The 23,138-nt window shown below is 68.7% G+C and carries 23 protein-coding genes; 5 read left to right on the top strand and 18 right to left on the bottom strand.

The features are described 5' to 3' along the window. The first annotated feature begins 14 nt into the window (after positions 1 to 14). Positions 15 to 323: a hypothetical protein gene (locus ACIRG5_RS32955; RefSeq protein WP_402911979.1), complete on the top strand. Its 309-nt coding sequence runs from the start codon at positions 15 to 17 to the stop codon at positions 321 to 323. Beyond that, complete coding sequence (locus ACIRG5_RS32950; RefSeq protein WP_402911977.1) at positions 320 to 2,011, top strand: WXG100 family type VII secretion target; 1,692 nt, start codon at positions 320 to 322, stop codon at positions 2,009 to 2,011. The genes ACIRG5_RS32955 and ACIRG5_RS32950 overlap by 4 nt, the downstream gene beginning before the upstream one ends. Before the next feature lie 58 nt (positions 2,012 to 2,069). Here the strand turns inward: ACIRG5_RS32950 and ACIRG5_RS32945 are convergent, their stop codons facing one another. Continuing rightward, positions 2,070 to 3,455: a glycerol-3-phosphate dehydrogenase/oxidase gene (locus tag ACIRG5_RS32945; protein ID WP_402911974.1), complete on the bottom strand. Its 1,386-nt coding sequence runs from the start codon at positions 3,453 to 3,455 to the stop codon at positions 2,070 to 2,072. After that, positions 3,452 to 4,027 carry a TetR/AcrR family transcriptional regulator gene (locus ACIRG5_RS32940; RefSeq protein ID WP_402911972.1) on the bottom strand — a complete coding sequence of 192 codons (576 nt, stop codon included), beginning with the start codon at positions 4,025 to 4,027 and terminating at the stop codon, positions 3,452 to 3,454. The genes ACIRG5_RS32945 and ACIRG5_RS32940 overlap by 4 nt, the downstream gene beginning before the upstream one ends. Here ACIRG5_RS32940 and ACIRG5_RS32935 point away from each other — a divergent pair. Beyond that, complete coding sequence (locus ACIRG5_RS32935) at positions 4,026 to 5,588, top strand: FAD-binding oxidoreductase (RefSeq protein ID WP_402911969.1); 1,563 nt, start codon at positions 4,026 to 4,028, stop codon at positions 5,586 to 5,588. The genes ACIRG5_RS32940 and ACIRG5_RS32935 overlap by 2 nt on opposite strands. 302 nt (positions 5,589 to 5,890) lie before the next feature. On the opposite strand, the gene ACIRG5_RS32930 is transcribed toward ACIRG5_RS32935, so the two are convergent. The 11 genes from ACIRG5_RS32930 to ACIRG5_RS32880 form a co-directional block, all read right to left on the bottom strand. Next, the gene (locus tag ACIRG5_RS32930) at positions 5,891 to 6,904 is read right to left on the bottom strand and encodes an NADP-dependent oxidoreductase (RefSeq protein ID WP_402911967.1); all 1,014 of its coding nucleotides are present in this window, start codon (positions 6,902 to 6,904) and stop codon (positions 5,891 to 5,893) included. An 83-nt stretch (positions 6,905 to 6,987) separates the two neighbouring features. Then, positions 6,988 to 7,701, bottom strand: a complete 714-nt coding sequence (locus tag ACIRG5_RS32925; RefSeq protein ID WP_402911964.1) for a GNAT family N-acetyltransferase — start codon at positions 7,699 to 7,701, stop codon at positions 6,988 to 6,990. Beyond that, a complete protein-coding gene (locus ACIRG5_RS32920) occupies positions 7,702 to 8,145 on the bottom strand; it encodes a hypothetical protein (RefSeq protein ID WP_402911962.1) in 444 nt (147 codons plus the stop codon). Continuing rightward, positions 8,142 to 10,961, bottom strand: coding sequence for an FtsK/SpoIIIE domain-containing protein (locus tag ACIRG5_RS32915; protein ID WP_402911959.1), 2,820 nt, complete (start codon positions 10,959 to 10,961; stop codon positions 8,142 to 8,144). Before ACIRG5_RS32915 ends, ACIRG5_RS32920 begins: the two co-directional genes overlap by 4 nt. Further along, a complete protein-coding gene (locus tag ACIRG5_RS32910; protein WP_319975726.1) occupies positions 10,961 to 11,212 on the bottom strand; it encodes a hypothetical protein in 252 nt (83 codons plus the stop codon). Before ACIRG5_RS32910 ends, ACIRG5_RS32915 begins: the two co-directional genes overlap by 1 nt. Beyond that, the gene (locus ACIRG5_RS32905) at positions 11,212 to 11,472 is read right to left on the bottom strand and encodes a hypothetical protein (protein ID WP_030481403.1); all 261 of its coding nucleotides are present in this window, start codon (positions 11,470 to 11,472) and stop codon (positions 11,212 to 11,214) included. The genes ACIRG5_RS32910 and ACIRG5_RS32905 overlap by 1 nt, the downstream gene beginning before the upstream one ends. A gap of 239 nt (positions 11,473 to 11,711) precedes the next feature. Next, positions 11,712 to 12,143 (bottom strand): hypothetical protein, encoded by a 432-nt coding sequence (locus ACIRG5_RS32900; protein ID WP_402911956.1) that lies wholly within the window; start codon positions 12,141 to 12,143, stop codon positions 11,712 to 11,714. 16 nt (positions 12,144 to 12,159) lie between these two features. Beyond that, positions 12,160 to 12,636 (bottom strand): alpha/beta hydrolase, encoded by a 477-nt coding sequence (locus tag ACIRG5_RS32895; protein WP_402911954.1) that lies wholly within the window; start codon positions 12,634 to 12,636, stop codon positions 12,160 to 12,162. Further along, a complete protein-coding gene (locus ACIRG5_RS32890) occupies positions 12,637 to 13,239 on the bottom strand; it encodes a DUF4232 domain-containing protein (RefSeq protein WP_402911952.1) in 603 nt (200 codons plus the stop codon). Positions 13,240 to 13,512: 273 nt separating this feature from the next. Further along, positions 13,513 to 14,589 (bottom strand): gamma-glutamylcyclotransferase, encoded by a 1,077-nt coding sequence (locus ACIRG5_RS32885; protein WP_402911950.1) that lies wholly within the window; start codon positions 14,587 to 14,589, stop codon positions 13,513 to 13,515. 151 nt (positions 14,590 to 14,740) lie between these two features. Continuing rightward, positions 14,741 to 15,085: a winged helix-turn-helix transcriptional regulator gene (locus ACIRG5_RS32880; RefSeq protein WP_402911948.1), complete on the bottom strand. Its 345-nt coding sequence runs from the start codon at positions 15,083 to 15,085 to the stop codon at positions 14,741 to 14,743. Positions 15,086 to 15,160: 75 nt separating this feature from the next. Here ACIRG5_RS32880 and ACIRG5_RS32875 point away from each other — a divergent pair, with 75 nt between their 5' ends. Beyond that, entirely contained in the window at positions 15,161 to 15,922 is a 762-nt protein-coding gene (locus ACIRG5_RS32875) for an NmrA family NAD(P)-binding protein (protein ID WP_402911946.1), read from the top strand. A gap of 69 nt (positions 15,923 to 15,991) precedes the next feature. On the opposite strand, the gene ACIRG5_RS32870 is transcribed toward ACIRG5_RS32875, so the two are convergent. Next, positions 15,992 to 16,942 (bottom strand): LysR substrate-binding domain-containing protein, encoded by a 951-nt coding sequence (locus tag ACIRG5_RS32870; RefSeq protein ID WP_402911944.1) that lies wholly within the window; start codon positions 16,940 to 16,942, stop codon positions 15,992 to 15,994. Positions 16,943 to 17,125: 183 nt separating this feature from the next. On the opposite strand from ACIRG5_RS32870, the gene ACIRG5_RS32865 reads away from it, so the two are divergent. Next, positions 17,126 to 17,557, top strand: coding sequence for a nitroreductase family deazaflavin-dependent oxidoreductase (locus ACIRG5_RS32865; protein WP_402911941.1), 432 nt, complete (start codon positions 17,126 to 17,128; stop codon positions 17,555 to 17,557). Here the strand turns inward: ACIRG5_RS32865 and ACIRG5_RS32860 are convergent. The 4 genes from ACIRG5_RS32860 to ACIRG5_RS32845 all read right to left on the bottom strand — a co-directional run bounded on the left by ACIRG5_RS32860 (position 17,547) and on the right by ACIRG5_RS32845 (position 23,136). Beyond that, the gene (locus ACIRG5_RS32860; RefSeq protein ID WP_402911938.1) at positions 17,547 to 18,824 is read right to left on the bottom strand and encodes a PhzF family phenazine biosynthesis isomerase; all 1,278 of its coding nucleotides are present in this window, start codon (positions 18,822 to 18,824) and stop codon (positions 17,547 to 17,549) included. The genes ACIRG5_RS32865 and ACIRG5_RS32860 overlap by 11 nt on opposite strands. A 15-nt stretch (positions 18,825 to 18,839) precedes the next feature. Then, positions 18,840 to 20,234 carry a hypothetical protein gene (locus ACIRG5_RS32855; protein WP_402911936.1) on the bottom strand — a complete coding sequence of 465 codons (1,395 nt, stop codon included), beginning with the start codon at positions 20,232 to 20,234 and terminating at the stop codon, positions 18,840 to 18,842. Next, positions 20,231 to 22,030 carry a dynamin family protein gene (locus tag ACIRG5_RS32850; RefSeq protein ID WP_402912629.1) on the bottom strand — a complete coding sequence of 600 codons (1,800 nt, stop codon included), beginning with the start codon at positions 22,028 to 22,030 and terminating at the stop codon, positions 20,231 to 20,233. The genes ACIRG5_RS32855 and ACIRG5_RS32850 overlap by 4 nt, the downstream gene beginning before the upstream one ends. A gap of 206 nt (positions 22,031 to 22,236) precedes the next feature. Next, positions 22,237 to 23,136: an IniB N-terminal domain-containing protein gene (locus ACIRG5_RS32845; RefSeq protein ID WP_402911933.1), complete on the bottom strand. Its 900-nt coding sequence runs from the start codon at positions 23,134 to 23,136 to the stop codon at positions 22,237 to 22,239. Between the last annotated feature and the right edge of the window lie 2 nt (positions 23,137 to 23,138).

The following is a 23,138-nucleotide window of genomic DNA, read 5'->3' as shown; positions in this document are numbered from 1 at the left end:
GGAGGGGGTTAGGCATGCAGCAGCACTTCAACATCGACCTCGACGAGCTGAGAACCCACGCCGCCAGCGTGGACGGGCTCATGGAACGGATGCGCAAGGCCACCGAGACGTGTGATCCGGGTGCCCTCACGACCGAGGCGTTCGGTGTCTTCCTCGGGTTCCTGGCGTCGAAGGTCCTGCAGGAGGCCGGTCTGTCGCAGGACGGGCTGGGCAAGGCCGCGAACTCGCTGATGGACATGGCGAGCGGCCTCAAGCGGACCGTTGAGCAGTACGAGCAGGTCGACCTCGACAACATGTTCGGCTTCAAGGGAGGCCGGGGATGAACGCCCCTGCGACGCAGTCCAGCAGCGGTGACACCGCGCAGCTGTTCAACAACGTCTCGAACGCCTACAAGTCCATCGAGAGCGGCGACTGGGTCAGTGGCGGCCTCGGTATCGCGAACGCGGCCATGAGCATGGTCGGCAACGGCTCGAACCCCCTCAGCGGCTTCCTCTCCGCGGGCTTCAGCTGGGCCATCCAGCACGTCGACTTCCTGCGCGAGCCGTTCGACGTCCTGCTCGGCAGCCCCGAGTCCATCGCCAAGATGTCCGAGTCGTTCAAGAGCGCGGGCAAGCAGGTCAAGGACATCGCGACCGAGTACGAGAAGATCTGCGTCTCGCAGACCCGCGAGTGGCAGGGCAAGGCGGCCGACGGCTACCGCGCCGCCGCCAAGAGGCACGCGACCGGCCTGGAGACCCTCGCGAAGTCGGTCGACGGCATCTCGGGCGCGGTCAAGGGCGCCGGAGAGCTGGTCGGCACCGTCCGCAAGATGATCATGGATCTGATCAGCCAGGCCGTGTCCGACATGGTCATGAAGATCATCCAGTGGCTCGCGGCCTCGTTCCTGACCTTCGGCGCGGCCATCGCGGGCGCGATCGCGGACATCGTCACGACCGCGGTCAACTACGCGAAGAAGCTCTCCGACTTCCTGCAGAAGCTCGTCGGCTCCGTGCAGAAGCTGATGAACCTGATCAAGTCGGTCTCGCAGATCGCCAAGGCCGCCGAGACGATCATCGACGCGATCTCCACGATGGCGAACCAGGGCAAGGGCGGTGGCGGCGGCGCTTCCGTCCGGCAGACCTCCGGCGGGTTCGACGGCATCCGCGCCGACGACCAGAGCCGTGCGTCCGGCGGTGCGGGTGGCACGTTCACCAGCGGCACGAACTCCGGTTACGCGGGTGGCGGGTCCAACGTCGGCGACGGCCTGGGCAACACCCGGCCCGCGTACGCGGGCAGCGGCAGCACGGGTGGCTACCAGGGCCCGTACGGCCAGGGGCCCGGCGCGGGCGCCGGTCCTGCCGTGACTCCCGTCTACACGCCTCCTGGCGGCCAGGGCGGTGGCGCGGGTGGCGGTGCCGGCGGTGGCCAGTTCCTGCCCGGGCCCGGTACCGGCTCCGGTGCGGGCGGTGGCGCGGGTGCGGGCACCGGTACCGGTACGGGTCGCTGGGTTCCTGGTCACTGGGAGCCCGGCACGACCACGACGGCCGGTGGCAACGCCACGACCAAGCCTCCGTCGTTCGGCGTCACGCCGACCACGGCGAACGCCGACTGGTACCGGCCGCCGACGACTGACCACGCCGCGACCGCTGCCTCGGGTGGCGGGGGTGGCGGCGGTGGCGGTGCCCCCAAGGGCATGGGCGGCGGCGGAGGTGGCGGCATGCCCGCCGGCTTCGGCGGTGGCCCGGCCGGTGGCGGTGGCGCCGGTGGGACCTCGGCCACGCAGTTCGGTGGCGCGGCGGGCGTCATGGCGGCCGGCAGCGGCAACGCTCCCGCCGCTCCTCCTGCCGCCGCCGGTGGTGCTCCTCGCGGTGGCGCTGGTGGCGCCGGCGCGGGCGGCATGATGGGTGGCGCTCCGATGGCCGGCGGTGCCGGTCAGCAGGGCGGCAGCAACGAGCACAAGCGGAAGGTCCGGATCGAGGGCGAGGCCCTGGTCGAGCCGCCGAAGGCCGCGAAGCCGGTCATCGGCGAGTGACCTCGTACCCCTGAGTTCCTTGCGCTGAACGGGGCGTCCCTCGCGGACGCCCCGTTTTTCACACCGCGGCCAGGAGTTTCGCGATCTCCGGCGCGGCCTTCTCGCGGTCCTTCGGCACCAGGCCGATGCGCGTGCGCCGGTCGAGAACGTCGTCGGCGTCCAGCGCGCCCTCGTGCTGGACGGCGTGGACGACGTCGGCCTCGGTGACGCCGGGCGCGATCGGGGTGGTCGGCGCCGGCCTGTCGTCGACCAGGCGGATGTCCTTGGTGCGGCAGGGGATCTGCGTCAGGTTCGTCGCGTTCACGGCGTCCGCCGCCATCCTGCGGTAGGTGGTGAGCTTGCCGCCGACGATCGTGATCACGCCGTTCGGTGCCCTGAGCACGGCGTGGTGCCGGGACAGGTCCGCGGTCTGCCCGTCGGCCTGGAGCAACGGGCGCAGGCCCGCGTAGCTGCCGATGACGTCGTCCCTGGTGAGTTTTCGTTGCAGGACGTGAGAAGCGGTCGCGAGCAGGAAGTCCACATCGGACTCCGGAACTGCCGGCACGTCCGGGATGTCGTCCACCGGCACGTCGGTGAGACCCAGGTAGGCGCGGCCGTTCGCCTGGGGCAGCAGTAGTGCGTAGCGGTTGTGTTCGCCGGGGACCGGGATCGTCAGCGCCGTTCCGGTGAGGCCCGCGGTCCTCGCGTCGATCACGAGATGGGAGCCGCGGGACGGACGCAGGTGCACCGGGGCGAGCGTGCCTGCCCAGACTCCGGTCGCGTTGATGACCGCTTTGGCCCTGATGGTGAACGTGGCGCCGGTGAGCGTGTCCAGTGCCTCGGCGCCATCGCCTTGCAGTGCCAGGACTTTCGCGCGGGTGATGACCTTCGCGCCGTGTCCGGCGGCTGTTCTGGCCAGTGCGACCACGAGCCGGGCGTCGTCGACGAGCTGGCCGTCGTAGCTCAGGAGTCCACCGGTGAGTTTTGCCGGGTCGAGGCCGGGAACCAGCGCCAGCGCTTCGTGTCTGGGCACTCGGCGGGGCGCCGGCAGCACGTCCACCGGTGTACGGGCGGCGATGCGCAGCGCGTTGCCCGCGCGGAAGCCCGACATGACGAAGTGGCCCGCGTTGGCGTGCAGGGGGAACAGCATCGGCAGCGTGCGGGTGAGGTGAGGTGCCGTCCTGGTCATCAGGATGCCGCGCTCGACGGCGCTCTCGTGGGCGAGCCGCACGTCGCCCTTCGCGAGGTAGCGCAGGCCGCCGTGGACGAGCTTGCTGGACCACCGGGACGTCCCGAACGCCAGGTCGTGCGCCTCCAGCAGGGTGACCTTGAGACCCCGGGAGGCCGCGTCCAGCGCGACACCCGTGCCCGTGACGCCGCCGCCGATGACGAGCACGTCGGCGACTTCCTGCTGAGCGGCTTCGAGATCCTTCTCGCGCCTGTCCGCGTTCAGGGACGTGTTCACGGCTTCAGAGCTCCGTCCAGCTGCTTGGCGAGCTCGTCGAGCAACGAGCCGAAGTCGAGCCCGGACGTCACCGGCCTGGTCGAGAGCACCATCGACTGCGTGCTCATCAGCACCACGCGCGCCTGCGTCTTGGCGTCGCCGAACCGGATCGACCCGTCGATGTGCCCGGCCTCGATCTGCGCGACGAGGAACTGCTCGACCAGCCGCTGCGTGCTGCCGAGCCGGTCGGTGAGGTACGGCAGCATCAGGTCCGCGTCGAGCTGCAGGACGCGTTGCATGAGCGGGTTGGCCTCGAGCAGCCGGATGGCGTCCACGGCCCTCCGAACGAGCTGCTCGCGGGCGTTGCCCTGGCCGCTGGCTCGTTCCGCCTGTTCGAGGAGTGCGGCGAACTCACGCGTCATCAGGGCCCGCACGAGGTGGTCCACGTCCGGGTAGCGGCGGTAGAGCGTCATGCGGCTGACGTTGGCCCGTTTCGCCACGTCGGTGAGGGTCGTGCGGCGCACCCCCACCTCCAGAACACACTCACGGGTGGCGTCGAGCAGAGCGTCGTGGGTGTGACGTTGAGACGTCATGTGTAACACTGTAGCAGTGACCAGGGCTCGATGGACCTCCGAAACCGTGCCGTTGCCGCCGCACGCGCTGGCTTGGCTCAGTCAGCGCGTCGGGCTGGGGGAGCCTTTGCCGGAGGTGCCGGTGTCGGTGCCTCCGTCCGAGTTGAGCGAGGACGCTTTCACGGCGTTGGAGGCTGTCTGCACGGTCTCGGTGGAGGACGCGGATCGGCTTGGGCGGGCAGGCGGGTTGTCGTACCTCGACCTGCTGCGTCATCGCGGGCACGGGGAACTGGCCGTGCCTGACGCCGTCGTCCAGCCTTCCTCGCCGGAGGAAGTCCTCGAGGTTCTGCGGGTCTGCGTCGAGTACGACGTCGCCGTGGTGCCGTTCGGCGGCGGGACGTCCGTGGTGGGCGGAGTCGAGGCTCTGCGCGGGCCCAAGTCCGCCGTGGTGGCGCTGGACCTGGCCGGACTCGGGTCTCTGGTGTCGGTCGACCCCGTGTCGCGGGTCGCCGTGCTGCAGGCCGGGGTCACCGGGCCTGAGGCCGAGCGGCTGCTGGGGGAGCACGGGTTCACGCTCGGGCACGTCCCGCAGTCGTTCGAGCGGGCCACTGTTGGCGGATTTGCTGCTACTCGGTCTGCTGGGCAGGCGTCGTCCGGGTATGGGCGGTTCGAGGACATGGTCGAGTCGGTTCGGGTGGCCACGCCGGTGGGGGAGTGGGTCGCCGGTGCCGCTCCCGCATCTGCGGCCGGTCCGGACCTGAAGCAGTTGGTGCTTGGTAGTGAAGGGCTTTTCGGGGTCATCACCGAGGTGTCCGTGCGGGTTCGGCCCAAGCCTTCCGCGCCCCGGTACGAGGGGTTGGTCGTCGACGGGTGGGAGGCCGGGGTTTCGCTCGTGCGGTCGTTGGCTCAGGCCGGGGCGTTGGCCGACATCACCCGTCTGTCCGATGTGGACGAGACTGAGGTCGCGCTGGCGTTGGCCGGGTCCAAGGCCGATCTGGTGAAGAAGTACCTGCGGGTTCGTGGGGTTCGGCAGCCTTGCCTGGTGATTCTGGGGTGGGAGGGGCGGTCCCGTGCTGCGACCATGAGCGCGTTGCGCGGGCACAAGGTTGTTCGGCTTGGGCGAGCCATGGGGGAGTCCTGGCTGCACGGGCGGTTCAACGGGCCTCGGCAGCGGGATGCGTTGTTGGATGCCGGCGTTTGTGTTGAGACGCTGGAGACTGCTACTCGGTGGTCTCGGGTTTCTGAGCTTCGGGATGCTGTGCGGGGCGCGTTGGTCTCGGAGCTCGGGGATCCTGTGGTGATGTGCCATGTCTCGCACGCTTATGAGACTGGGGCATCGTTGTACTTCACCGTGTTGGTGCCTCGGGATCTCGCGGATCCTGTTGGGCAGTGGGGGAAGGCCAAGATCGCTGCCTCGGATGCGATTTCCCGGCTTGGGACGATTACGCATCATCATGCTGTTGGGCGGGATCACCTTCCCTGGTTGGAGAAGGAGATCGGGGTTGTTGGGGTTTCGGTGTTGCGGGCGGTGAAGGAGCGGCTGGATCCGACTGGGATTTTGAATCCTGGGAAGTTGGTTTAGTTGCGCCGGTTGCGTTGCGTTCCCCGGTTGCGTTGGCGGGCCTGCGGTTGCGTGCGTCCCCTGGGGGCTCTGCCCCCAGACCCCCGGCAATCTGAGCGGGGGGTGGCGCCGCGGGTGGGTTGATGGCACGCCTGTTGCTTTGGGCGGCTGCCTGTTTCGTAGTTCGGGTGCGTTGGCGGTGGGTCCCGTCACGAGCCGCACCAAGAGCAAGAGCTATGGCGCGACTCGTGACGGGACCCACCGCCGGGCCCGCTCGGTGGGACGGCTCGGCTTCGCGGGTGGTTGGGGCTGGGTCGTGCTTCTTAGAACTGGACGAGCATCTTGCCCGTGTTCTCGCCTCGGAGCATGCCCAGGAAGGCTGCCGGGGCCTGGCGGGTGCCGCCTTCGATGACCGTCTCGGAGTACTTGAGTTCGCCGGACGCGATCCAGGCTGCTACCTCGGAGACGAACTGCTGCTGCAGTGCCTTGTGGTCGCCCACCAGCATGCCGCGCAGGGTCAGGCGCTTCGCGAGGATCTGGATCATGTTGCTCGGGCCCGTCGGCTTCTCGGACGCGTTGTACTGCGAGATGGCGCCGCACATGGTGATGCGGCCGTTGAGGTTCAGGGTTTCGATTGCCGCTTCGAGGTGTTCGCCGCCCACGTTGTCGAAGTAGACGTCGATGCCGTTGGGGGCTGCTGCGGCGAGCAGTTCGGCCACCGGGCCGTCCTTGTAGTTGAAGGCGGCGTCGAAGCCCAGTTCTTCGGTGAGGTACTTGACCTTGTCGGCCGAGCCTGCGGAGCCGATCACCTGGCTGGCGCCCTTCAGGCGGGCGATCTGGCCCACGATCTGGCCCACTGCGCCTGCTGCGCCGGAGACGAAGACGGCGTCGCCTTCCTTGAACTCCGCGGTCGCCAAGAGGCCTGCGTAGGCGGTCAGGCCGGGCATGCCCAGGACGCCCAGGTAGGTGGAGAGCGGGGCGACGGAGCCGTCTACCTTCACCACGTGCTTGGCGTCCACGAGGGCGTAGTCGCGCCAGCCGAGGCCGTGCAGGACGTTGTCGCCCGTCTTGAGGGTTTCGACGCCTTCGCCCACCGCGACGATCTCGCCTACCGCGCCGCCTTCGAGGGGGGCGCCCACCTGGAACGGCGGGACGTAGGACTTGACGTCGTTCATGCGGCCGCGCATGTACGGGTCGACGCTCATGACCACGTTGCGGACCAGGATCTGGCCTTCGCCCGGGGTCGGGATCTCGACCTCGGCGATCTCGAAGTCGTCCTCGGTCGGCCAGCCCTTCGGGCGGGACGCGAGCCTGACTTCGAGTGCGGTGTTGGTCATGGTCAGACCATCTCCATCCATTGCGTTTCGGATCAGTTATCCGTTTCAACCGTCTGTCGGTGACGACTGTTCCGGAATGTGACCTAGACCGCAGGGAGAAGTGTCGTGACGTCCCGATAGGCGAAGCCGAGCTTGCGGTACAGGGCGATGGCCGCGGTGTTGTGGTTCTCGACGAAGAGGGCGCAGGTGCCGTAGAGCGCGAGCAGCGATGACGTCACGAACTGGCAGACGCGGTGGCCCAGGCCCTGGCCCGTGTGGGACGGGTGGACGGCTACGCCCATCATGAAGCCGACGTCGGCGGACGACCACGCTTCTGCTGCCGTGGCCACCAGGTTGTCGTCGATGTGCACGCCCGCCCAACGGTGGACGCCTTTCTCTCCTGGCCAGGCCCAGGAGGCCGGATTTGCCTCGCGCAGGAGGGGTTCCACGTCGGTGGTGGTGTGGAGCCAGGTGGCGTCGGCGGGGAGGTCGAGGCTGCCTTTGCGATCCATCCAGCCGAAGGGCTTGTCCTCCACCCACGGGGTGGGCATCAGGGGCTCTACCTCTTCGGCCAGTTTGCGTTCCAGCAGTGGACGTAGGTCGACGCCTCGGCCGTGTGCTGCCAGCAGGGATGCCACGCCTTCGGCTGGGCCTGTCAGGACCAGCCGGCGGCGTCTGGTGAGGGCTGGTGCGTGCACGGCCACCGCGCCGCCGTGTTCCCAGGCCGCACCACCGCACGACAATGCCTGAGCTGCCCAGCGGACCATCGGGTCGTCGCTGGCGTCCTGCACGTCGGCGGTGGTGCGTAACCGGCGCACTCAGTCCTTCTGCTTGCGGCGCAGCAAGGTTCGCTTCGCGAGCGAGTCCTCCAGCGCCTGGTACGCGACGTCCATCGCCCGGTTGTACTCACCCTGGGGGCGTGGGGGGACGGACTCGTCCGGCTGTGGGGGCGTCACCATCTGGAGCCAGCGCTCGTTCCAGAGCTGCTCCACGGCCGCCTCCCAGTGCAGGGCGGCGCCCATCCGCACGACCCGCTCGCGATCGCGCACCTCGGCGATCTCGTGCTGGGTCGACGCGAGCCGCGCGGCGAGCTCGGCACACCGCACCTCGTCCAGCTTGCGCTGGCGAGCGGCCGCGTCCGTGGCGATGGCGATGATCTCCTTGTAGCGCTCAACCGCGGAGATCGTCGGCACCTCGATCACCTCCTCGCTCTGACGCTGCGACGGGACCGGGTCGAACATCGTCGTCATCATCGGGTTCATGACATCTCTCCAGTGTCGAACGGGATGATCACTTGCGGTCGCGAGTGCTCGAACCGGTCGAAGAACAGGCCGCGGCGTGGTCTCGGCGACCACGCCATCACCTGCTCCGGTCCGAGCGACAGCAGTTCCTTGCCCTGGACGTCGAACGCCACCCAGGCGCCGATGTCGTCGTAGACGCCGGGTGGGAGGCTCGCCTTGAGCCTCTGCACGCCGCGCCACCAGCCCAGCACGTGCGTGCGGTTCTCCGGGCCGTGCTTGAGGACCGTCCGCAGACTGTCCACGCCGGACATCCTGGTGGTCGCGTTCTTCTGCTCCAGCAACGTCTGCGCGGCGTCCACGCCGTACAGCACCAGGTAGTGCGGCTTCAGCGGCGCGTCCGTCTCGCCCGTGTTGATCGACTGCAGCCGGGCCGCCGTCTCGTCCAGCAGGTCGCGGACGCGGTTGATGCCGATCACCTCTGCATCATGCCCGTCCGCGCTCAGGCGCTTTGCCAGATGCAACGCGGAGGGCATCGCCTCCTCGACCAGGCAGGCCAGCGTGAAGACCGCCTCGTGCGGGCGGTGCTGCCTGCCCAGTGACGCGGCCGCTCCGCCGAGCACCGCGGCCGCGTCCTGGACCACGGAACCGATCACCGCGATGTTGCGGCCCGGCGTGCGGGCGAACCGCACCCGTGCCGCGCTGCCCGCGACGTCGATCACCTGCCCGAGAAGCACGGTAGGCGATGCGTCGCCGGGTCGCAGGGCGAGGAAGTCCTGCGTCGCGTCGATCAGCGGGATCTTGCTGCCGTCGAACAGGCTTGGCGCCTGGCCGCGTTCGCGCCGCCACAGCTCGGTCTGCAGGAAGTCCATGGTGCCCTTGGACGTCGAGTCCGGGATGCGGCAGATCTCGTTGCCGGGCTTGACACCCGACTCGTGGTTGATCACCGCGTGCCAGCGCGGGAGTTCGACGGCGGCGTCGTTCTGCGGCTCCGCCAGCACGCGGCGGGCCTTGGGCAGCGCGATGCGGACGGTGAACTGCTCGAAGATCGCCGACTTGCCCCAGAAACCCTCGATGCCCGAGACGTCCTGCGACGACAGCACGAGGTGGATGCCCTGCGAACGGCCGCGGCGCGCCACGTCCTCCAGCAGCTGCGTCGCGGCAGCGGTGACCTGGTCGCGTTCGCCGAACAGGTACTGGAACTCGTCGATCACCGCGACGATCCGCGGCCAGCGGCCGGACGGGTCCTCGGCGCGCAGGTCCTGCAGCTTGGTGACCTCGTGCTGCTTGGCCGCGTCCGCGCGGCGGCGCATCTCGTCCGACAGGTACCGCAGCAGTGCCACGCCGAACTCGCGGTCGGTGTTGACGTTCACGCCGACCAGGCGCGCGTGCGGCAGCCACGACGGGTCCTTGCGGCCCGGCGCGAACTGCGCGAACGACACGCCTTCCTTGAAGTCCAGCAGGTACAACTCGAGCTCGTTCGGCGAATAGCGCGCGCACAACGAACCGAGCATCGCGTAGAGGAAGTTCGTCTTGCCGGAACCCGAAGGCCCGCCGATCAGCGCGTGCGGTGAGGTGTCGCCGAGCTGCACGCAGACCTGTTCACCGTCGTCGAAGCCAACGGGCGCAATGACTCCGGCCGACGAGTTCTCGGTCCACGGCCGGTCGGGCAGCAGATCTTCGAACTTGCCCATGCGCGAACGCCGTTCCTCGCGCTTCTCCGCGATGGCGGCACAAGCGCGCGGCACCAGCGTGCGCGGCAGCGCGTCGTCCAGCGTGACGGTCACGTTCTTGCCGGTCATCGTGCAGAACGCGGTGCCGTCGCTGCGCAACGACACCGTCTCCACCGGCGAGTTGATCGTGATCGGAATGTCCACGATGAACAGCTGCACACCGCACGCCAAACCGTTGCGCGCCACGCGTTGCAGCTGTTGCTGCTGGTCTTCCTTCAACGCCTTGCGGTTGCCGAACAGCACGGCGATCCGCCACGGTTCGGTGCGCCGGCCCTCACCGCTGACCGCACGAACGGTCAGATGGCCGTCGACGAGAACCTTGGTGTGCACCTGGCGAATGTGCTCGGACAGCTCGTCCAGCAGCTCGTGCAGCCGTGCCGGGTCGTGCACCGTCAGCAGGTTCGCACGGGTCAGCGGGTAGAGCCCCGGCAACGACCCGGTCAGCTGGCCGACGTCCCACACGTGCACGTGCACGAGCCCCGGCTGGAAGTGCGACAACACCCGCAGCAACAGGCTCTCCACCAGCGTGTCCGCGAGCTGGCGAGTGTCCGGAGTGGACGAGATGTGCAGGTGTGCCTGATCCAGCAACGGCACCGCGACGGGGAACGGCCTGGTCTCCGGCGCCGACGTCACCACGCCGGTGCCGATGCGCCACAGCTCCGGCACGCCCTCGCTGCCGTCGTGCGTGCCGGGGTGGCCGAGCCACGACTCGTGCGGCCACGACGCGGGACCGGCGGCGACCGAGTTCACCAGCTCTGTCAGCTGCTCGGGACCCGAGGTCGTCCACTCGTGGAACGACTGCTGCCAGTCGTACTTGATCTGGTCGAGGCGTTCGGCGAACTGCGCCATCGAGAGCGGTGCCTGACGCGGGTTCTTCACGCGCTTCTCGTCGACCGTCAGGAACGAGGTGACGTCCTTCAAAGCGACGTCCTGCAACGCCTTGTCGACGCCCATGCCCCGCACGGTGAACTCGAACATGTCCTTGGCGTGCTCGGAGGCGAGCGCCCGGTGTTCGCGCGCCACCGAACCCAGCGCGGCCGAAACGGCGCGCTGGAACTCCGCGAAGGCGTCCTCGATCCTCTGTCGCCGGTCGTCCCGCCTGCTCATCACAGCTCCACGGTGAGTCGTTGGATGCGCTCTAGGGTTCCCACCATCAGCTCGAGCTGATCAGGGAATCTTTCCTTCGCACGCACGAACTCCGGTGGAAGCAGCGACTCGTGGTGGTTCTCGCTCGACTCGGCGAGGATCGCGACGGCCTCGTCGAGGCCCTCCTGCGCTGATCGCACGTTGCGGTACGACTCACGCAGGATCTCGCTCGCCTGCTCCAGCGCGGCGCGAACCTCGCCGATGGACGCCATCAAAGCCTGCTGTTGATGCCCTCGGCCCCGGAAATGCCGGCGCCGAGGTAGTTCTGCAGTTCGCTCACGCCGGACACGACCTGGGCGAACTGGGCGTTCGTCGTCTCGACGTCCGCCTGCACGGAGCCCTGCGTGACCGATGTCAGCAGTTGCTGCGCGTCCTCGGCGAGCTCAGCCGCCTGTTGGAGGGCGGACTGGCTCTGAGCCGCCTTGTCGATCGCCTGGGCAATTGCGGCACGGACCTCTTCGATGCTGGCCATGTCGGCTCCCGAACCCTCCGGAACAAGGTGGTCTGACGACCACCCTTAGTAGAGATTGTGCCCAGATTTTCACAGTTGAGAGCGAAGATCGGCTAACCGGGTGGATGCCTGAATCCACTCGAACGGGCCTTGCTTTAATGATCAGTTGAGCGCGCTGCTGGCCCCTTGCCCACGCGTGTTGTGACACTCACAATGCCGCCTACAGCCTGTCGTGCTGAAGCACCGACCGGCCGGGTGAATCAAGACGGCTTGCTGGGTGACTTGTCACGCGGAGTGCCTGCCCCGAACGGGTCATCTCCTGCCCACACCTCGACCATGACGCGCTCGGCGCCCGGCACCAGTTGGTTGATCAGCTCCGGCTCGTCCAGCACGGTCCACGCCGTCGGTGGCTCGCACGCCACCCGTGGCGCCGAGAAGCCCTCACCCAGACCGCGCACGAAGGTGCGCACGGCCCGAGCCAGCGCCGCGGCGACGTTGTGAGTGGCCTTCTCCGTGCTCGGCCTTGTGATGACCACAGCCCAGCAGCCCGGCTCTTCGTCCGAGCAGTCACGGGCGTCCACGATCTGAGCGCCCGCACGGCTGATGAGCGCGCCGCACGCGGCACGCGCCTGTTGCTCGTTCGCTGCTTCGACCACCACGGTGATCACCAGCACGAGGTCGTCTTCGTCCATGACACCCGAAATGGTGTCAGATGACCCTCCGCGCGAACTCCAGCACCCGAGTGACGGCCTCGCCGTCGGTCAGCAGCCCGTCCACGACGTGCTCCTCGAACGCCGACCCGCGGATCCGGTCGGTGCCCGCGCGGGTGTCCGAGATCGGCACGATCTCGTCCTCCGACCCGTGCAGCCACAACGTCGGCAGGTCGCCCAGCGCCGGGCCGAAGCTGACCTCGTCCATGAGGTCGGCCAGCCCGTTGGACGCGCCGTCCCACATACCGAGCACCGGCGAGATCAGGATCAGGGCGGCGAGCCCCGAATGCGTTTGCGCATAACGAACCGCGGCGGGCGCGCCGGTGAAGTGTCCAATGAGGACGACCGGTCGATCGGCGGCTTCCACCACCGCCTCGATGTCCTCGCTCACCGCGACCGGAACACCGGCTGCGCGCAGTGAACGGGCGATGCGCTCGCCGTGCGGAAGCACGGCGAGCCATCCAGGTACGTGCATCTACGAAGCGTAGAAGGCGCTGATCTCGATCCGGCCACCGGAACAAACGGGGCCAAGGGTCCACGGCACGGTCAGCGCCGCCGTCTCGTCCGGCGGAATGGCCGCGGCCTTCGACGGCTCCGGCTGGCACGGGCCCTCCACGGGCTCGTTGCCCGACGGCACGACGCCCCAGTGCAGGTTCGCCGATGCCTTGCCACCCGGTGCGAGCGTCATGGCCGCCGGCCCCGGATCCGCCTTGCGCTCCAGTTTGGTCGGCACCGCGCCGGAGGCGTTCTCCAGCTGGAAACCGCTGTAGCCGTTGAGCGTGCACGGCATCGTGCCGGAGTTCGTGACGACGAACTTGCCGTACCTGTTGCCCGCACCGGCGTCCGTGGGGGTGACCTCGCCCTTGAGCGCGGCCGAGTCGCAGCGCTTCACGGCCGGAGCGGCCGCACCGGAGTTGCCGGCCGGGGCGGTGGACGAGGCGGGTGCCGACGACGACGAAGACGGTGACGTGGACGTCGGCAGCGTTTGCGAGGCGTTGTCCGGGGTTCTCGTCCCACAAGCCGTTACGGCGGTAAACGCGGTGAGCACCAGTCCGCAAGCGATCAGACGACGAGTCATGGGTGCACCTCCTACCACCGAAGGATGTGCCCAAATATCAACTAGCCCACACACCATGCCGGAAATTCACTCGATGGTTTGGCGGCGGAATCCCGACTCGTTCACGGCATGTGGTTCCTGATCGCCACCTGCGAGGTGCCCGAGCCGGAGATGTCTGAACGTGCCCGTACCGATGACTGCCTAGGTCGTTGGTGGATGCGGCCCGCACACCACGGCCAGTGGTGGATGAGGAACGCGACTTGGCTTGAAGGAACCGGGCGCAGGCCCGGCTCTTCAGGGCTGAGAAGTTGACCGGATCTGGTGGACGTCCCAGCCGTCCGGCAGTTCGGACATGCCCTTCACCGCCGCGGTCCAGATGTACGTCCACGCGATCCGGCCGTCGGGCAGCACGACGCGCACGCGGCGGTAGTCCTCGCCCTCGTACTCGTCGAGCAACGGCAGCGCGTCCTCGGGCGACCTGAGCCGCAGCACGAAGCCCGGCACGCCCAGCCCTGCGCCGGGGCGCAGCGCGGGGTAGCCCATGCCCGTGTCGAACAACGTGCCGGGCAGGTGGGTCTCCTCGGACTCCACGACGTGCGGCTCCATCAGGTGCCAAGCGTTTGCGCCCGGCTGGAGCGTGCCGTAGACGAAGAGCAGTTCGGGCCAGTCGTCGGCGGACGGCTCGCCGTGGACCTCGGTCACGTCCAGTCCGTCGCTCATCGCGGCCCTCTCGCCCAGTACGCGGGCCCCTCGCTGCGAGACGTCCGCGCAACGGACCATACGGCCGTTGAAGAGCACGGGCATCCGCTTCTTGGAGCCCGCCGTGTAGGCGAGAACGCTGTCGATGACGCCACCGTTGTAGAGCACCACACGGCCCGTGTGGACACGTGCGAGGCGATAGCGCAGCCCGCGTCCCTCGCAGCGGTCCAGCACACGCAGCTGCTCAGGCGTGGCGAACCAGATGGAGTGCTCTTCCGTGACGCCGGGAGCCCCCGCGAGGGTGGCGGGGCGCTGGCCGTCACGCATGCGCAAACCGGCGGCCCAGACAGCAGAAAGGCCCTCGCACCGTGCGCGAAGCACGACCGCGGGGCCTTCAAGTCCGAGCTCTTCGCGAAGCCAGGTGAGCTTGCTGGGGTTGGCGTTCGAGCCGTAGCCGAGCACCGGCATCCGGGTCGCCAGCGGGGCCTCACCATGGTTGGCCAACCATTGGTCTAGGTCGATGTTCTCCGGCTCAACTCGCCATCCCGACTCCATCGTGAGGTCCGGTCGCACTGGCCAGCCCGTTTCGTCGACGTGGACGAAACAGTGGTCTGGACGAGTGCCCGGATAGGGCTCCGCCGGATGGCTTTCGTCGGTGAACGGTTGGGCCATTGGTCCATTGTGCCAGTCCAAGGGGCCGGATCGCGCCCCCTAATCGTGACCCATCCGATGACCGACCCGCATTTCTCGGGACTTAGTGAGAACTAACACTACGCAATCGGGTGACTAACCCGATGTCTCCCTGTCGACACTCCGGCCAGGCTCAGGAGGCGTCATAGCGTTCCTGCGCCTCGGTGACCTCGGGCTGGTTCGCCGCGATCCAGTGGGCGAGCGCCACGAGGTGGTTCGCCGCACCCTTGCCGAGAGGCGTCAGCGAGTACTCGACGTGCGGCGGGATGACCGGATAGACCTCGCGATGCACGAACCCGTCCCGCTCCAGCGTCCGCAACGTCTGCGTGAGCATCTTCTCGCTGGCGAGCTCCAGCTCACGCCGCAACTCGCTGAACCGCCACGCCTCCCCGTTGGAGAGCGCGTGCAGCACCAGTACGCCCCACCGGCTTGTGACGTGCTCCATGACTGCCCGCTCGGGACACATCGTGACCTGCATGCTCACCTCCACGTAAGTACCCAACTTCAAAGTGGGTACTTACGAAAGGTTAGCGCTATCCCTAGCTTTGTGGCTATGACGATCCTCATCACCGGAGCAACCGGTCAGCTCGGCAACGCAGTGGTCCGCCACGTCCTCGCTCGCACGGACGAGCAGGTCATCGTCTCCGTGCGCAGCCCGGAGAAGTTCACGCTCGACGGCGTCGAGGTTCGCCAGGGCGACTTCGAACAGCCCGAGACCCTCAACTTCACCGGCGCCGACAAGCTGCTGATCGTGTCCGGCGAGGCCCCCGACACGGACACCCGCATCCAGCAGCACAAGAACGCCATCGCCAAGGCGGTGGAACACGGCGTGGGCCACATCTTCTACACGAGCCTCACCGACGCGGACACGTCCACGGTGGGCGTCGCGGTCGTGCACAAGGCCACCGAGGAGGCCATCCGCGCCACCGGCATCCCGTTCACGTTCCTGCGCAACGGCATGTACCACGAGAACTACCTCGGCGCCCTCTCCGGCGACACCGTCGCGGTCTCCACGAAGGACGGCCGGATCGCCAGCGCCGCCCGTGACGACTACGCCCAGGCCGCGGCCGCGGCCCTGACGACCCCCGGCCACGAGAACCAGGTCTACGAACTCACCGGCTCGACCACCTGGTCCTTCCCGGAGCTCGCCGGCGACCGCTTCCAGGACGTCAGCGACGAGGACCTGATCGCGGCCGGCGTGCCCGCGATCTTCGTGGACTTCTTCAAGGCGATCCGCGAGGGCGTGTTCGCCGAGGTCCGCCCGGACCTGGAGAAGCTGATCGGCCGCCCCTCCACGCCGATCAAGGTCCAGTAGAACCGCCGGAACGCGACCAGCGCGGGTGATGGCACGGCCGGGCGCTTTCAGCCCGGCCTTTCCGGCCGCCTAGGTGAATTCGGGATGCGCCTCCGGATGCGCGTCCCACCACTTGCGGTACTCCGGATTCCGGTCCAGCACAGACCGATAAGCCTCGGCGGCACAAGCGAACACCTCGTGCGCCCGCCCGGCCACCGGCGAATCCCGGCGAGTGGCCACGAAGATGTCGGTCATCAACGGCATCCCCCGCAACCGCCGGATCACGATCCCCTCCCCGGTCCGGGAGGGCGCGGCGGCAAACGACACGCACCCGCCGGCCACCAGCCCGCGAGCCATGCTGGCCTCCCCGGTGTGATGGGTGAGCCGAGGCACGAACCCGGCATCCGCACAGGCCTGGAACATCTGCGTACGACTGCCGATGTGCTGCTTGGGCGGCGTGACCCAGTCCCGATCAGCGAGATCAGCGAGGTCGACCTCGTCCAGCAGGGCCAGCGGATCGGTCTCCGGCAACGCCACGAACGCCGGCTCGGTCACGAGCTTCCGCAGCTCGATCCCGGCCAGATCCCGCGCGTGCATCCCGTCGAAGAACTCGAACAGCGCCACGTGCACCTGCCCGGCCTCCAGCATGTCCACGATCTCCGCGGACGAAGGCCGAACCTCCGCGCGCACGTCGGCGTTGAGCGCCCGAAGCCCCTCGACGACCGAGGCGAAGTACAGGATCGGGATGCAGCCGAAGATCAGCGGCCCTCGCCGGTCGGTCTCCCGGGTGTTGGCCATCAGCTGCGCCATCTCGTCGAGCACCAACCTGGCGGTGCCCAGCACTCGGCGCCCCAGGTCCGTTGGGACGCAACCGTTGCGCGTTCGGTCGAAGAGCTGGCCACCGACGAGGCGTTCCACGGTGCGCAGCTGGGCGGACAGGGCGGGTTGGGTGAGTCCGAGCCGCGTCGCGGCCCTGGTGACGCTGCCTTCTTCGGCGATAGTTCGTACCGCGCGAAGGTGGCGGAGCTCCAACTCGGGCATAAAGACCTTGTATCCCCCTTCTGAATGCACCGCCACCCTTCGATCGGGGCATAGTGACTTTCGATCGATCATCCGGCCCGGCGCTTGCGGCAGCGCCCGAGGGTCCGGCGCGGGAGGGTGCGCACCCCTCGGTTCGACGCTGCTGTCGCGCACCCTGCGCTCCGCGGCAGTAGCGTCGAACCCATGGCGGTGAAGGACTCTCCCACGAGCTGGGTCAACGAGCACATCCAGAAGTACGTCGAGACCAACGGCGCCGAGGGCCACGAGTGGCGGCCGGGTGTCTACACGTTGTTGCTGACCACCAAGGGACGCAAGAGCGGCGAGATGCGGCGGACCGCGCTCATCTACCAGCCCTCCGGCGACGATCATGTGGTCGTGGCGTCGCAGGGCGGCAAGCCGACGCACCCGGCCTGGTACCTCAACCTCGAAGAGGAACCCGTGGTCGACGTCCAGGTGGCGGCGGAGAAGTTCCAGGCGCGCGCCCGCACGGCCGGGCCCGACGAGCGGGACCGGCTGTGGAAGCTGATGACCGAGGTCTGGCCGGACTACGACGACTACCAGCGCAAGACCGACCGCGAGATCCCCGTCGTGGTGCTGGAACGGATCAGCGGATAGGAACCGCCGCACCCGTCACGACCACCCGGCGGTCCTCGCGAGTCGCGTCGACCTCCAGCCGGGACGGCCTGCCCATGTCCTCGCCCTGGCTGATGACGAACCGCTGCGGTCCTTCGAGATCGCGCAGGTAGCCACCGAACGCGGCCGCGGCGGCGCCCGTCGCCGCGTCCTCGACCACACCTCCGACCGGGAACGGATCGCGGGCGTGCACCAACTCCGCGGACTCGCGCCAGAACAGGTGCACCGTCGTCAGGTCGTGCGCCAGCATCAGGTCGCGCAACGCGTCGAAGTCGTAGTCCAGCTCGCGCAGCTGCTCGCGGTCCCGCACCGGGATCAGCAGATGGCGGGCCCCGCCGAAGCCGACGTGCACCGGCCCGTCACCGATCTCCTTGTACCCCAACGCTTCCAAGGCCGCGGAGACCAACGCCGGATCCGCGACAGCGCTTTCGGTCGGCACGCTGGTCAGCGAGGCCGTCCCGGCGGAGGTCTCGATGGTGATCTCACCGGCCGGAGTGTGGAACGTCAGCGGCCCGTCGCCGATCCGCTCGGCCAGCGCGACGGACGTGGCGATCGTGGCGTGCCCGCAGAACGGCACCTCCGCCTTGGGGCTGAAGTACCGCACGTCGAACTGGCGCTCAGCCACCCACGGCACCACGAACGCCGTCTCCGAGTAACCGACCTTCGCGGCGACCGCGAGCATCTCGTCGTCGGTCATGTCGGACGCGTCGAGCACCACGCCCGCCGGGTTGCCGCCCGCAGGGTCCGTCGTGAACGCGCTGTACCGCAGTACGCCCTTGTCGCTCATACCTCGCTGCAACGCATAGCAGTGCTGAAGCCTTCCGCCCATGTTCCTGCTGGTGAAGTAGGTCAGCCCTGCCTTCTCCAGCACCCGGCCGGACGCGACGTTGCGCGCGTCGGTCCCGGCGACGACCCGGTCGGCGATGGCGAGCGCCTTGTCCCGCAACTCCACGGCGACCCGCGTGGCGACGCCACGTCCCCAGTGCGCCGGGTCGATCCAGTAGCCGATCTCGATCTCGCCGAGGTCGCCGTCGAGCATCTGCGCCAGGCCGATGACCACGCCGTCCTCGACGACCACGTGCAGGCCGAAGCCGTGGTCCTCCCAGTGCCGCAGCGCCTGTTCGTGCCGTTCCACCACGTAGTCCGGAGTCCAGGGCATGCCGTTGCCGACGTACGCCGTCATCCGAGGATCGGACGCCCACCGCAGCATGTAGCCGAAGTGCCCGTCCTCCCACCGCACGAGTTCCATGGCGACCATCGTGCCTCAGCTGAACTGGGGGAGTAGCCCCTCGCACGTGCGGACCACGATCTGCGCGGCCTTCCGATGCTCGTGAGACGCGTGGACGTCCGAGGCCTGTGCCTGCCACCGGACCAGCGCGTCGAGCAGGGCCTCGCGCAACTCCCGCGCGTCGGCCTCGTACTCGAAACCCAGCCGTGCCAACGGAGCGACGCCCTCGGCGCCGATGATCCGCAACGCCTCCGCCTGCAGTTCGGCGGGCAGCTTCGTCCGTCCGGACTGCAGTGCCGCCACGAGTCGCAGCTCGCGGAAGTCGTGCGCGGAGGCGACGACCCGTTCGAGGTCGGCCATCAGCTTGCGGGAGTTCTGCCGCGGCTCCATCCGGAACAGCACGTCGAGCGCCAGCAACGCCGAGCGCGCCTTGAGGATCTCGCGGCGCTCGACGAAGTGGACCGCGATCGAGTCGCGCAGCTCGCCGAGCCCGCTGCGTTGCACCAGCTGGCCGGTCAGCTTCACCTGCGAGTCGAAGCCCTGCCTGATCAACGCGGTGATCAGCCGGACGCCGAAGATCCCGAACCGTTCCAGCAACGCCTGCCGCACGGCCGGTTCCATCGTCAGCGGGAACTGCTCGCCGGCGAACCGGTCCGCCGACAGCAGGTGGTCCTCCAGCTCCTCGCGGCCCAGCGACGACAGCACGCGCAACGCCGCGAACTCGTCCTCCCGCAACGTCCTCGCGGCCACCGCCAGCAGCCCGGCGACCGAGACCACGTTCTGGCACAACGGTTCCACGGCCACGTCACGGCGGTAGCGGCGGGCGATCTGCTTGGCGGACGACAGCGCGTCGATCCGCCCTGCCCCGATCTCGTCGGCACGGGCGAGCACCGCGACCGTGTGCACGGCGGCTGTGCGGGCGATCGGGTGGTCGTTGGCGGACTGCAGGAACTTCAGGTCCTCGTCCTGCACGTGTCGCATCAGGTACAGCAACGCGTCCGCGTCGCCGAGCACCTGCTCCGGGGTGGCCTCGGACGGGGTGTCGATCAGCACGACGTCGCGCAACGCCCGCGCGGGCCAGTCGACGACGATCCGGTCGGCGCGGTCGAACTGGCCGGTCTCGACGTGGTTGCGGCTGCCCCGCCTGCCGATCGGGACGTCGTGCGGCCGGCCGGGTCCGGCGAACACCTGTGCGCGCGGCTCGGTGCCGCCGCGGTACCAGACGAACGAGCTCTGCGGCGTGAACTCGTCGCCGACCAGCGCGTTGACCACAGTGGACTTGCCGATCCGCGACCGGCCGGCCACCGCGATCCGCACGGGTTCGGTGTAGCGCTCGACGTGCGAGCGCAGCCAGGCCGTGGCACGGGGGCTGTCGCGGTAGACGCCCAACGCCTCTTGCAGCATCGACCAGACGACGCGGTCCAATGTCACGCGGTGAGCTCCATCGCCGGACCCCCGAGCGCCTGTACCCGCTTGTAGAGCGTGACGAGTTTGTCCAGCTCCTTGCGGCCTTCCCGCATCCTGCGCTCGCGTTCGGTCTGGTCGTCCTGCACCGCGCGCTTGGCGCTGCGGGCCGACTCCAGCAACGTCTCCTGCAGCTCTTCCGCGAGCGTGCTGAAGTGGTTGCGCAGCGAGCGCTGGATGTGCCGCCCGGAGTCGCGGACGTCCTTGGAGAACTTCATGAAGAAGTCGTCCACGTGCCGTTGGGCGGCGGCCTTCGCGGCTGCCTGGCGGCGCTTCAGCCGCTGGTCGCTCTCGTCCAAAATGGACTTCCCACCGAACAGGGCGCCGGCGCCGAGCGAGATCACGTTGATCAGCGGCATGCCCGCCAGCGAGGTGACCAGGCCGAACATCAGCACGCCGCCGTAGGAGCCGCGCAGACCGGTGAAGAGCTTCTGCGGCACCGAGAACGGCTCGATCTTCGGCTTCTCCAGCTTGCTCACCGGTTCGAGCAGGTCGTCCGGCAGCACCGAACCCGGGATCAGGTCCTCGCGGTAGACCGGGAAGTTCTTGGCGACCTTCGTGGCCACCCACTCCGCGCGTTCCATCAGCCAGGCGAAGTTCGTGGTGGCGGCCTCGTTGAGGTTGTCCTCCAGCCACTGCTCGAACTTGTCCCAGCCGACCGCGGGATCGGCCTCGTCGTAGGTCTTGTCGACCTCGCGCAGGATCTTGCGGGTCCGGTCGCGGAGGTCGTACTCGACGTCGGAGATCAGGTCGGCCATCTCGTCGTTGAGCACGTTCTGCCAGCGCGCGGACCGGCGCCGCAGCTCGTCGACGCGCCGCTGGGCCTCCTGCAGCGTCGAGATCGTGGCGACCGTGTGGGACGAGTCGTGCGCCGTCAGCTCCTCGCGCAACGGCGTGACGAGCTGCGTGATCGCACTCGACGCGACCACGGCGACGGCACGGCGGGCCAGCAGCTCGGCGCTCGCCACGATGTCGCTCTGCACGCACGTCACCAGCTCCGGGAACCCGGACTCGGCGTTGAGGCGCTGGTCGCCGGTCTTCGCGGCGCGCAGCCTGAGCGCGCTCGACACCGGGATGAGCTTCGCGCGGACGCCGGCGCGGGCGAGCAGAGCCCGGTTGCGCTCCACGACGCTGCGCCAGCTCGGCACGAGGTCGATCTTGGTGACGACCACCGTGACGTTCGGGCAGGCCTCCATGACCTTCTTGAGCAGCGTCATCTCCGCCGAGGTCAGCTCACCGGTCGCGTCGGAGACCAGCAGCACGGCGTCGGCCTGCATCAGCGTCGCGAACGTGCTGGCGGTGTGCGCGGACCGGGTGTCGCCGACGCCGGGGGTGTCGATCAGGACCAGGCCGCTGTCGAGCAACGCGCGCGGAATGCCGATCTCGGCCCGCACGACGTGCTGCGCTGCGGCCTGTTTCGTCACCTGGTCGATCGGCACGGCGATGCGCTCGGTCGGTGTGTGGAAGATCGATCCGCCCGCGGACGCGTTGCGGACCAGCGCCGCCGACGGGGTGTCGGCGTGCTGGACGAAGGTCGGCACAGTCGTCGTGATGTCGTCGCCCACCGCGCAGACCGGGGCGTTGAGCAACGCGTTGACGAGCTGGCTCTTGCCTTGTTTGGACTCGCCGACGACGAGAACGCGCAACTTCGGGTCGAGTTGCTGTGCCCGCTTTTCGCGCAGCCGGGCCTCCAGATCGGGCCTCCGGTGCGTGACGCAGGCCCCGATCGTCTCGTCGAGCACGTCGAGCCAGGGCGGTGCCATCACCTGACTCATAGTGCCGTGTTCACCCCCTTGGGTGAAAGCCTCGAACGCGATACCGGTTTTGTTCGGCCAGACGGGGCTGTTCGGAAGGACGGTGACGTTGCTCACCGAGGGAGAACGTGAACTGTTTTGATCGTTTTGTCAGCCGAGACGACGAACCGGCCCTGTCCACGAGAGACAGGGCCGGTCCGCGTCGGGAGGGTGGCTCAGCCGAGCAGGCCCAGGTCCAGGTCGCCGACGACCGGGACGTTGTGGGTCACGTCGGTGACGGTGCCGAGCACGTTGCCGACACCGTGGTCGCCGACCAGGCCGGTCGCGGTGCCGGTGAGGCTCGTGGCGGTGTCGACGACGCCGGTCGCGGTGTGCTCCGCGGTGATGACGGTCTCGGTGGAGTGCGCCGTGAGGTTGCCGTCGGCGAGGTCACCCAGGCCGGAGACGTTCAGGACACCGAGGTCGGCGCCGCCGCCACCCAGCACGCCGAGGGCGTCGTGGGCGAGACCCGTCACGCCGCCCAGGTGGCCGAGGACGCCGTCCACGCCGGGAACGGCCGAGGTGACGCCGTCCAGCGGCGCGTCGACGGTCGCGGTGGCGGTGTCGGCCACGTCCAGCACGGTGCCGGTGAGCGGCGACGCGGTCTGGTCGAGGACGCTCGTCACGTCGCCGACGGCGGAGAAGTCACCGTCGAGACCGACGTTGGTCGACGTGTACTGGCCGAGGGTCTTGTTGGCCGTGATGAGGTTGAAGCCGTTCTCGTCCGCCGCGAGCACGCCGGCCGACGACGTGTGCAGGTCGCTGAGGCTCACGCCCGACGAGGTCAGCTGAGACGCGACCGCCTGCAGCTGGCTGATGGCGCCGAGCGGGCCGTCCGCGAGGAGGGCGTCGGTGGGCAGGGCCAGGTCCACACCGTCGATGGCGGGCAGGCCAGCGGGGGTGGCGGGCAGCAGGTCGATCACCAGCGGGATGACCTCCTGCACGTCGACGGCCGTGATGTCGGCCAGGCCAGCCTGCTCCAGGGTGCCCTGAGCGTCGGCCGCGAACGCGTCCTTGAGCGACGGGTCGCTGAGCAGGTTGAGCACGAAGTCGTGGAGCGTGCTGGGCTGGGTCATCT

It is taken from the genome of Lentzea sp. NPDC102401 (assembly GCF_044765805.1).
In the GTDB taxonomy this organism is placed as follows: domain Bacteria; phylum Actinomycetota; class Actinomycetes; order Mycobacteriales; family Pseudonocardiaceae; genus Lentzea; species Lentzea sokolovensis.
This window is presented reverse-complemented; position numbering and strand designations above follow the sequence as displayed.

Coding starts and splice junctions, on each gene's coding strand:
- ACIRG5_RS32955 (WP_402911979.1), top strand. CDS start 15: ATGCAGCAGCACTTCAACATCGACCTCGACGAGCTGAGAACCCACGCC.
- ACIRG5_RS32950 (WP_402911977.1), top strand. CDS start 320: ATGAACGCCCCTGCGACGCAGTCCAGCAGCGGTGACACCGCGCAGCTG.
- ACIRG5_RS32935 (WP_402911969.1), top strand. CDS start 4,026: ATGTGTAACACTGTAGCAGTGACCAGGGCTCGATGGACCTCCGAAACC.
- ACIRG5_RS32940 (WP_402911972.1), bottom strand. CDS start 4,027: ATGACGTCTCAACGTCACACCCACGACGCTCTGCTCGACGCCACCCGT.
- ACIRG5_RS32930 (WP_402911967.1), bottom strand. CDS start 6,904: ATGACCAACACCGCACTCGAAGTCAGGCTCGCGTCCCGCCCGAAGGGC.
- ACIRG5_RS32920 (WP_402911962.1), bottom strand. CDS start 8,145: ATGAACCCGATGATGACGACGATGTTCGACCCGGTCCCGTCGCAGCGT.
- ACIRG5_RS32915 (WP_402911959.1), bottom strand. CDS start 10,961: ATGAGCAGGCGGGACGACCGGCGACAGAGGATCGAGGACGCCTTCGCG.
- ACIRG5_RS32910 (WP_319975726.1), bottom strand. CDS start 11,212: ATGGCGTCCATCGGCGAGGTTCGCGCCGCGCTGGAGCAGGCGAGCGAG.
- ACIRG5_RS32905 (WP_030481403.1), bottom strand. CDS start 11,472: ATGGCCAGCATCGAAGAGGTCCGTGCCGCAATTGCCCAGGCGATCGAC.
- ACIRG5_RS32900 (WP_402911956.1), bottom strand. CDS start 12,143: ATGGACGAAGACGACCTCGTGCTGGTGATCACCGTGGTGGTCGAAGCA.
- ACIRG5_RS32895 (WP_402911954.1), bottom strand. CDS start 12,636: ATGCACGTACCTGGATGGCTCGCCGTGCTTCCGCACGGCGAGCGCATC.
- ACIRG5_RS32890 (WP_402911952.1), bottom strand. CDS start 13,239: ATGACTCGTCGTCTGATCGCTTGCGGACTGGTGCTCACCGCGTTTACC.
- ACIRG5_RS32885 (WP_402911950.1), bottom strand. CDS start 14,589: ATGGCCCAACCGTTCACCGACGAAAGCCATCCGGCGGAGCCCTATCCG.
- ACIRG5_RS32880 (WP_402911948.1), bottom strand. CDS start 15,085: ATGCAGGTCACGATGTGTCCCGAGCGGGCAGTCATGGAGCACGTCACA.
- ACIRG5_RS32875 (WP_402911946.1), top strand. CDS start 15,161: ATGACGATCCTCATCACCGGAGCAACCGGTCAGCTCGGCAACGCAGTG.
- ACIRG5_RS32870 (WP_402911944.1), bottom strand. CDS start 16,942: ATGCCCGAGTTGGAGCTCCGCCACCTTCGCGCGGTACGAACTATCGCC.
- ACIRG5_RS32865 (WP_402911941.1), top strand. CDS start 17,126: ATGGCGGTGAAGGACTCTCCCACGAGCTGGGTCAACGAGCACATCCAG.
- ACIRG5_RS32860 (WP_402911938.1), bottom strand. CDS start 18,824: ATGGAACTCGTGCGGTGGGAGGACGGGCACTTCGGCTACATGCTGCGG.
- ACIRG5_RS32850 (WP_402912629.1), bottom strand. CDS start 22,030: ATGGCACCGCCCTGGCTCGACGTGCTCGACGAGACGATCGGGGCCTGC.
- ACIRG5_RS32845 (WP_402911933.1), bottom strand. CDS start 23,136: ATGACCCAGCCCAGCACGCTCCACGACTTCGTGCTCAACCTGCTCAGC.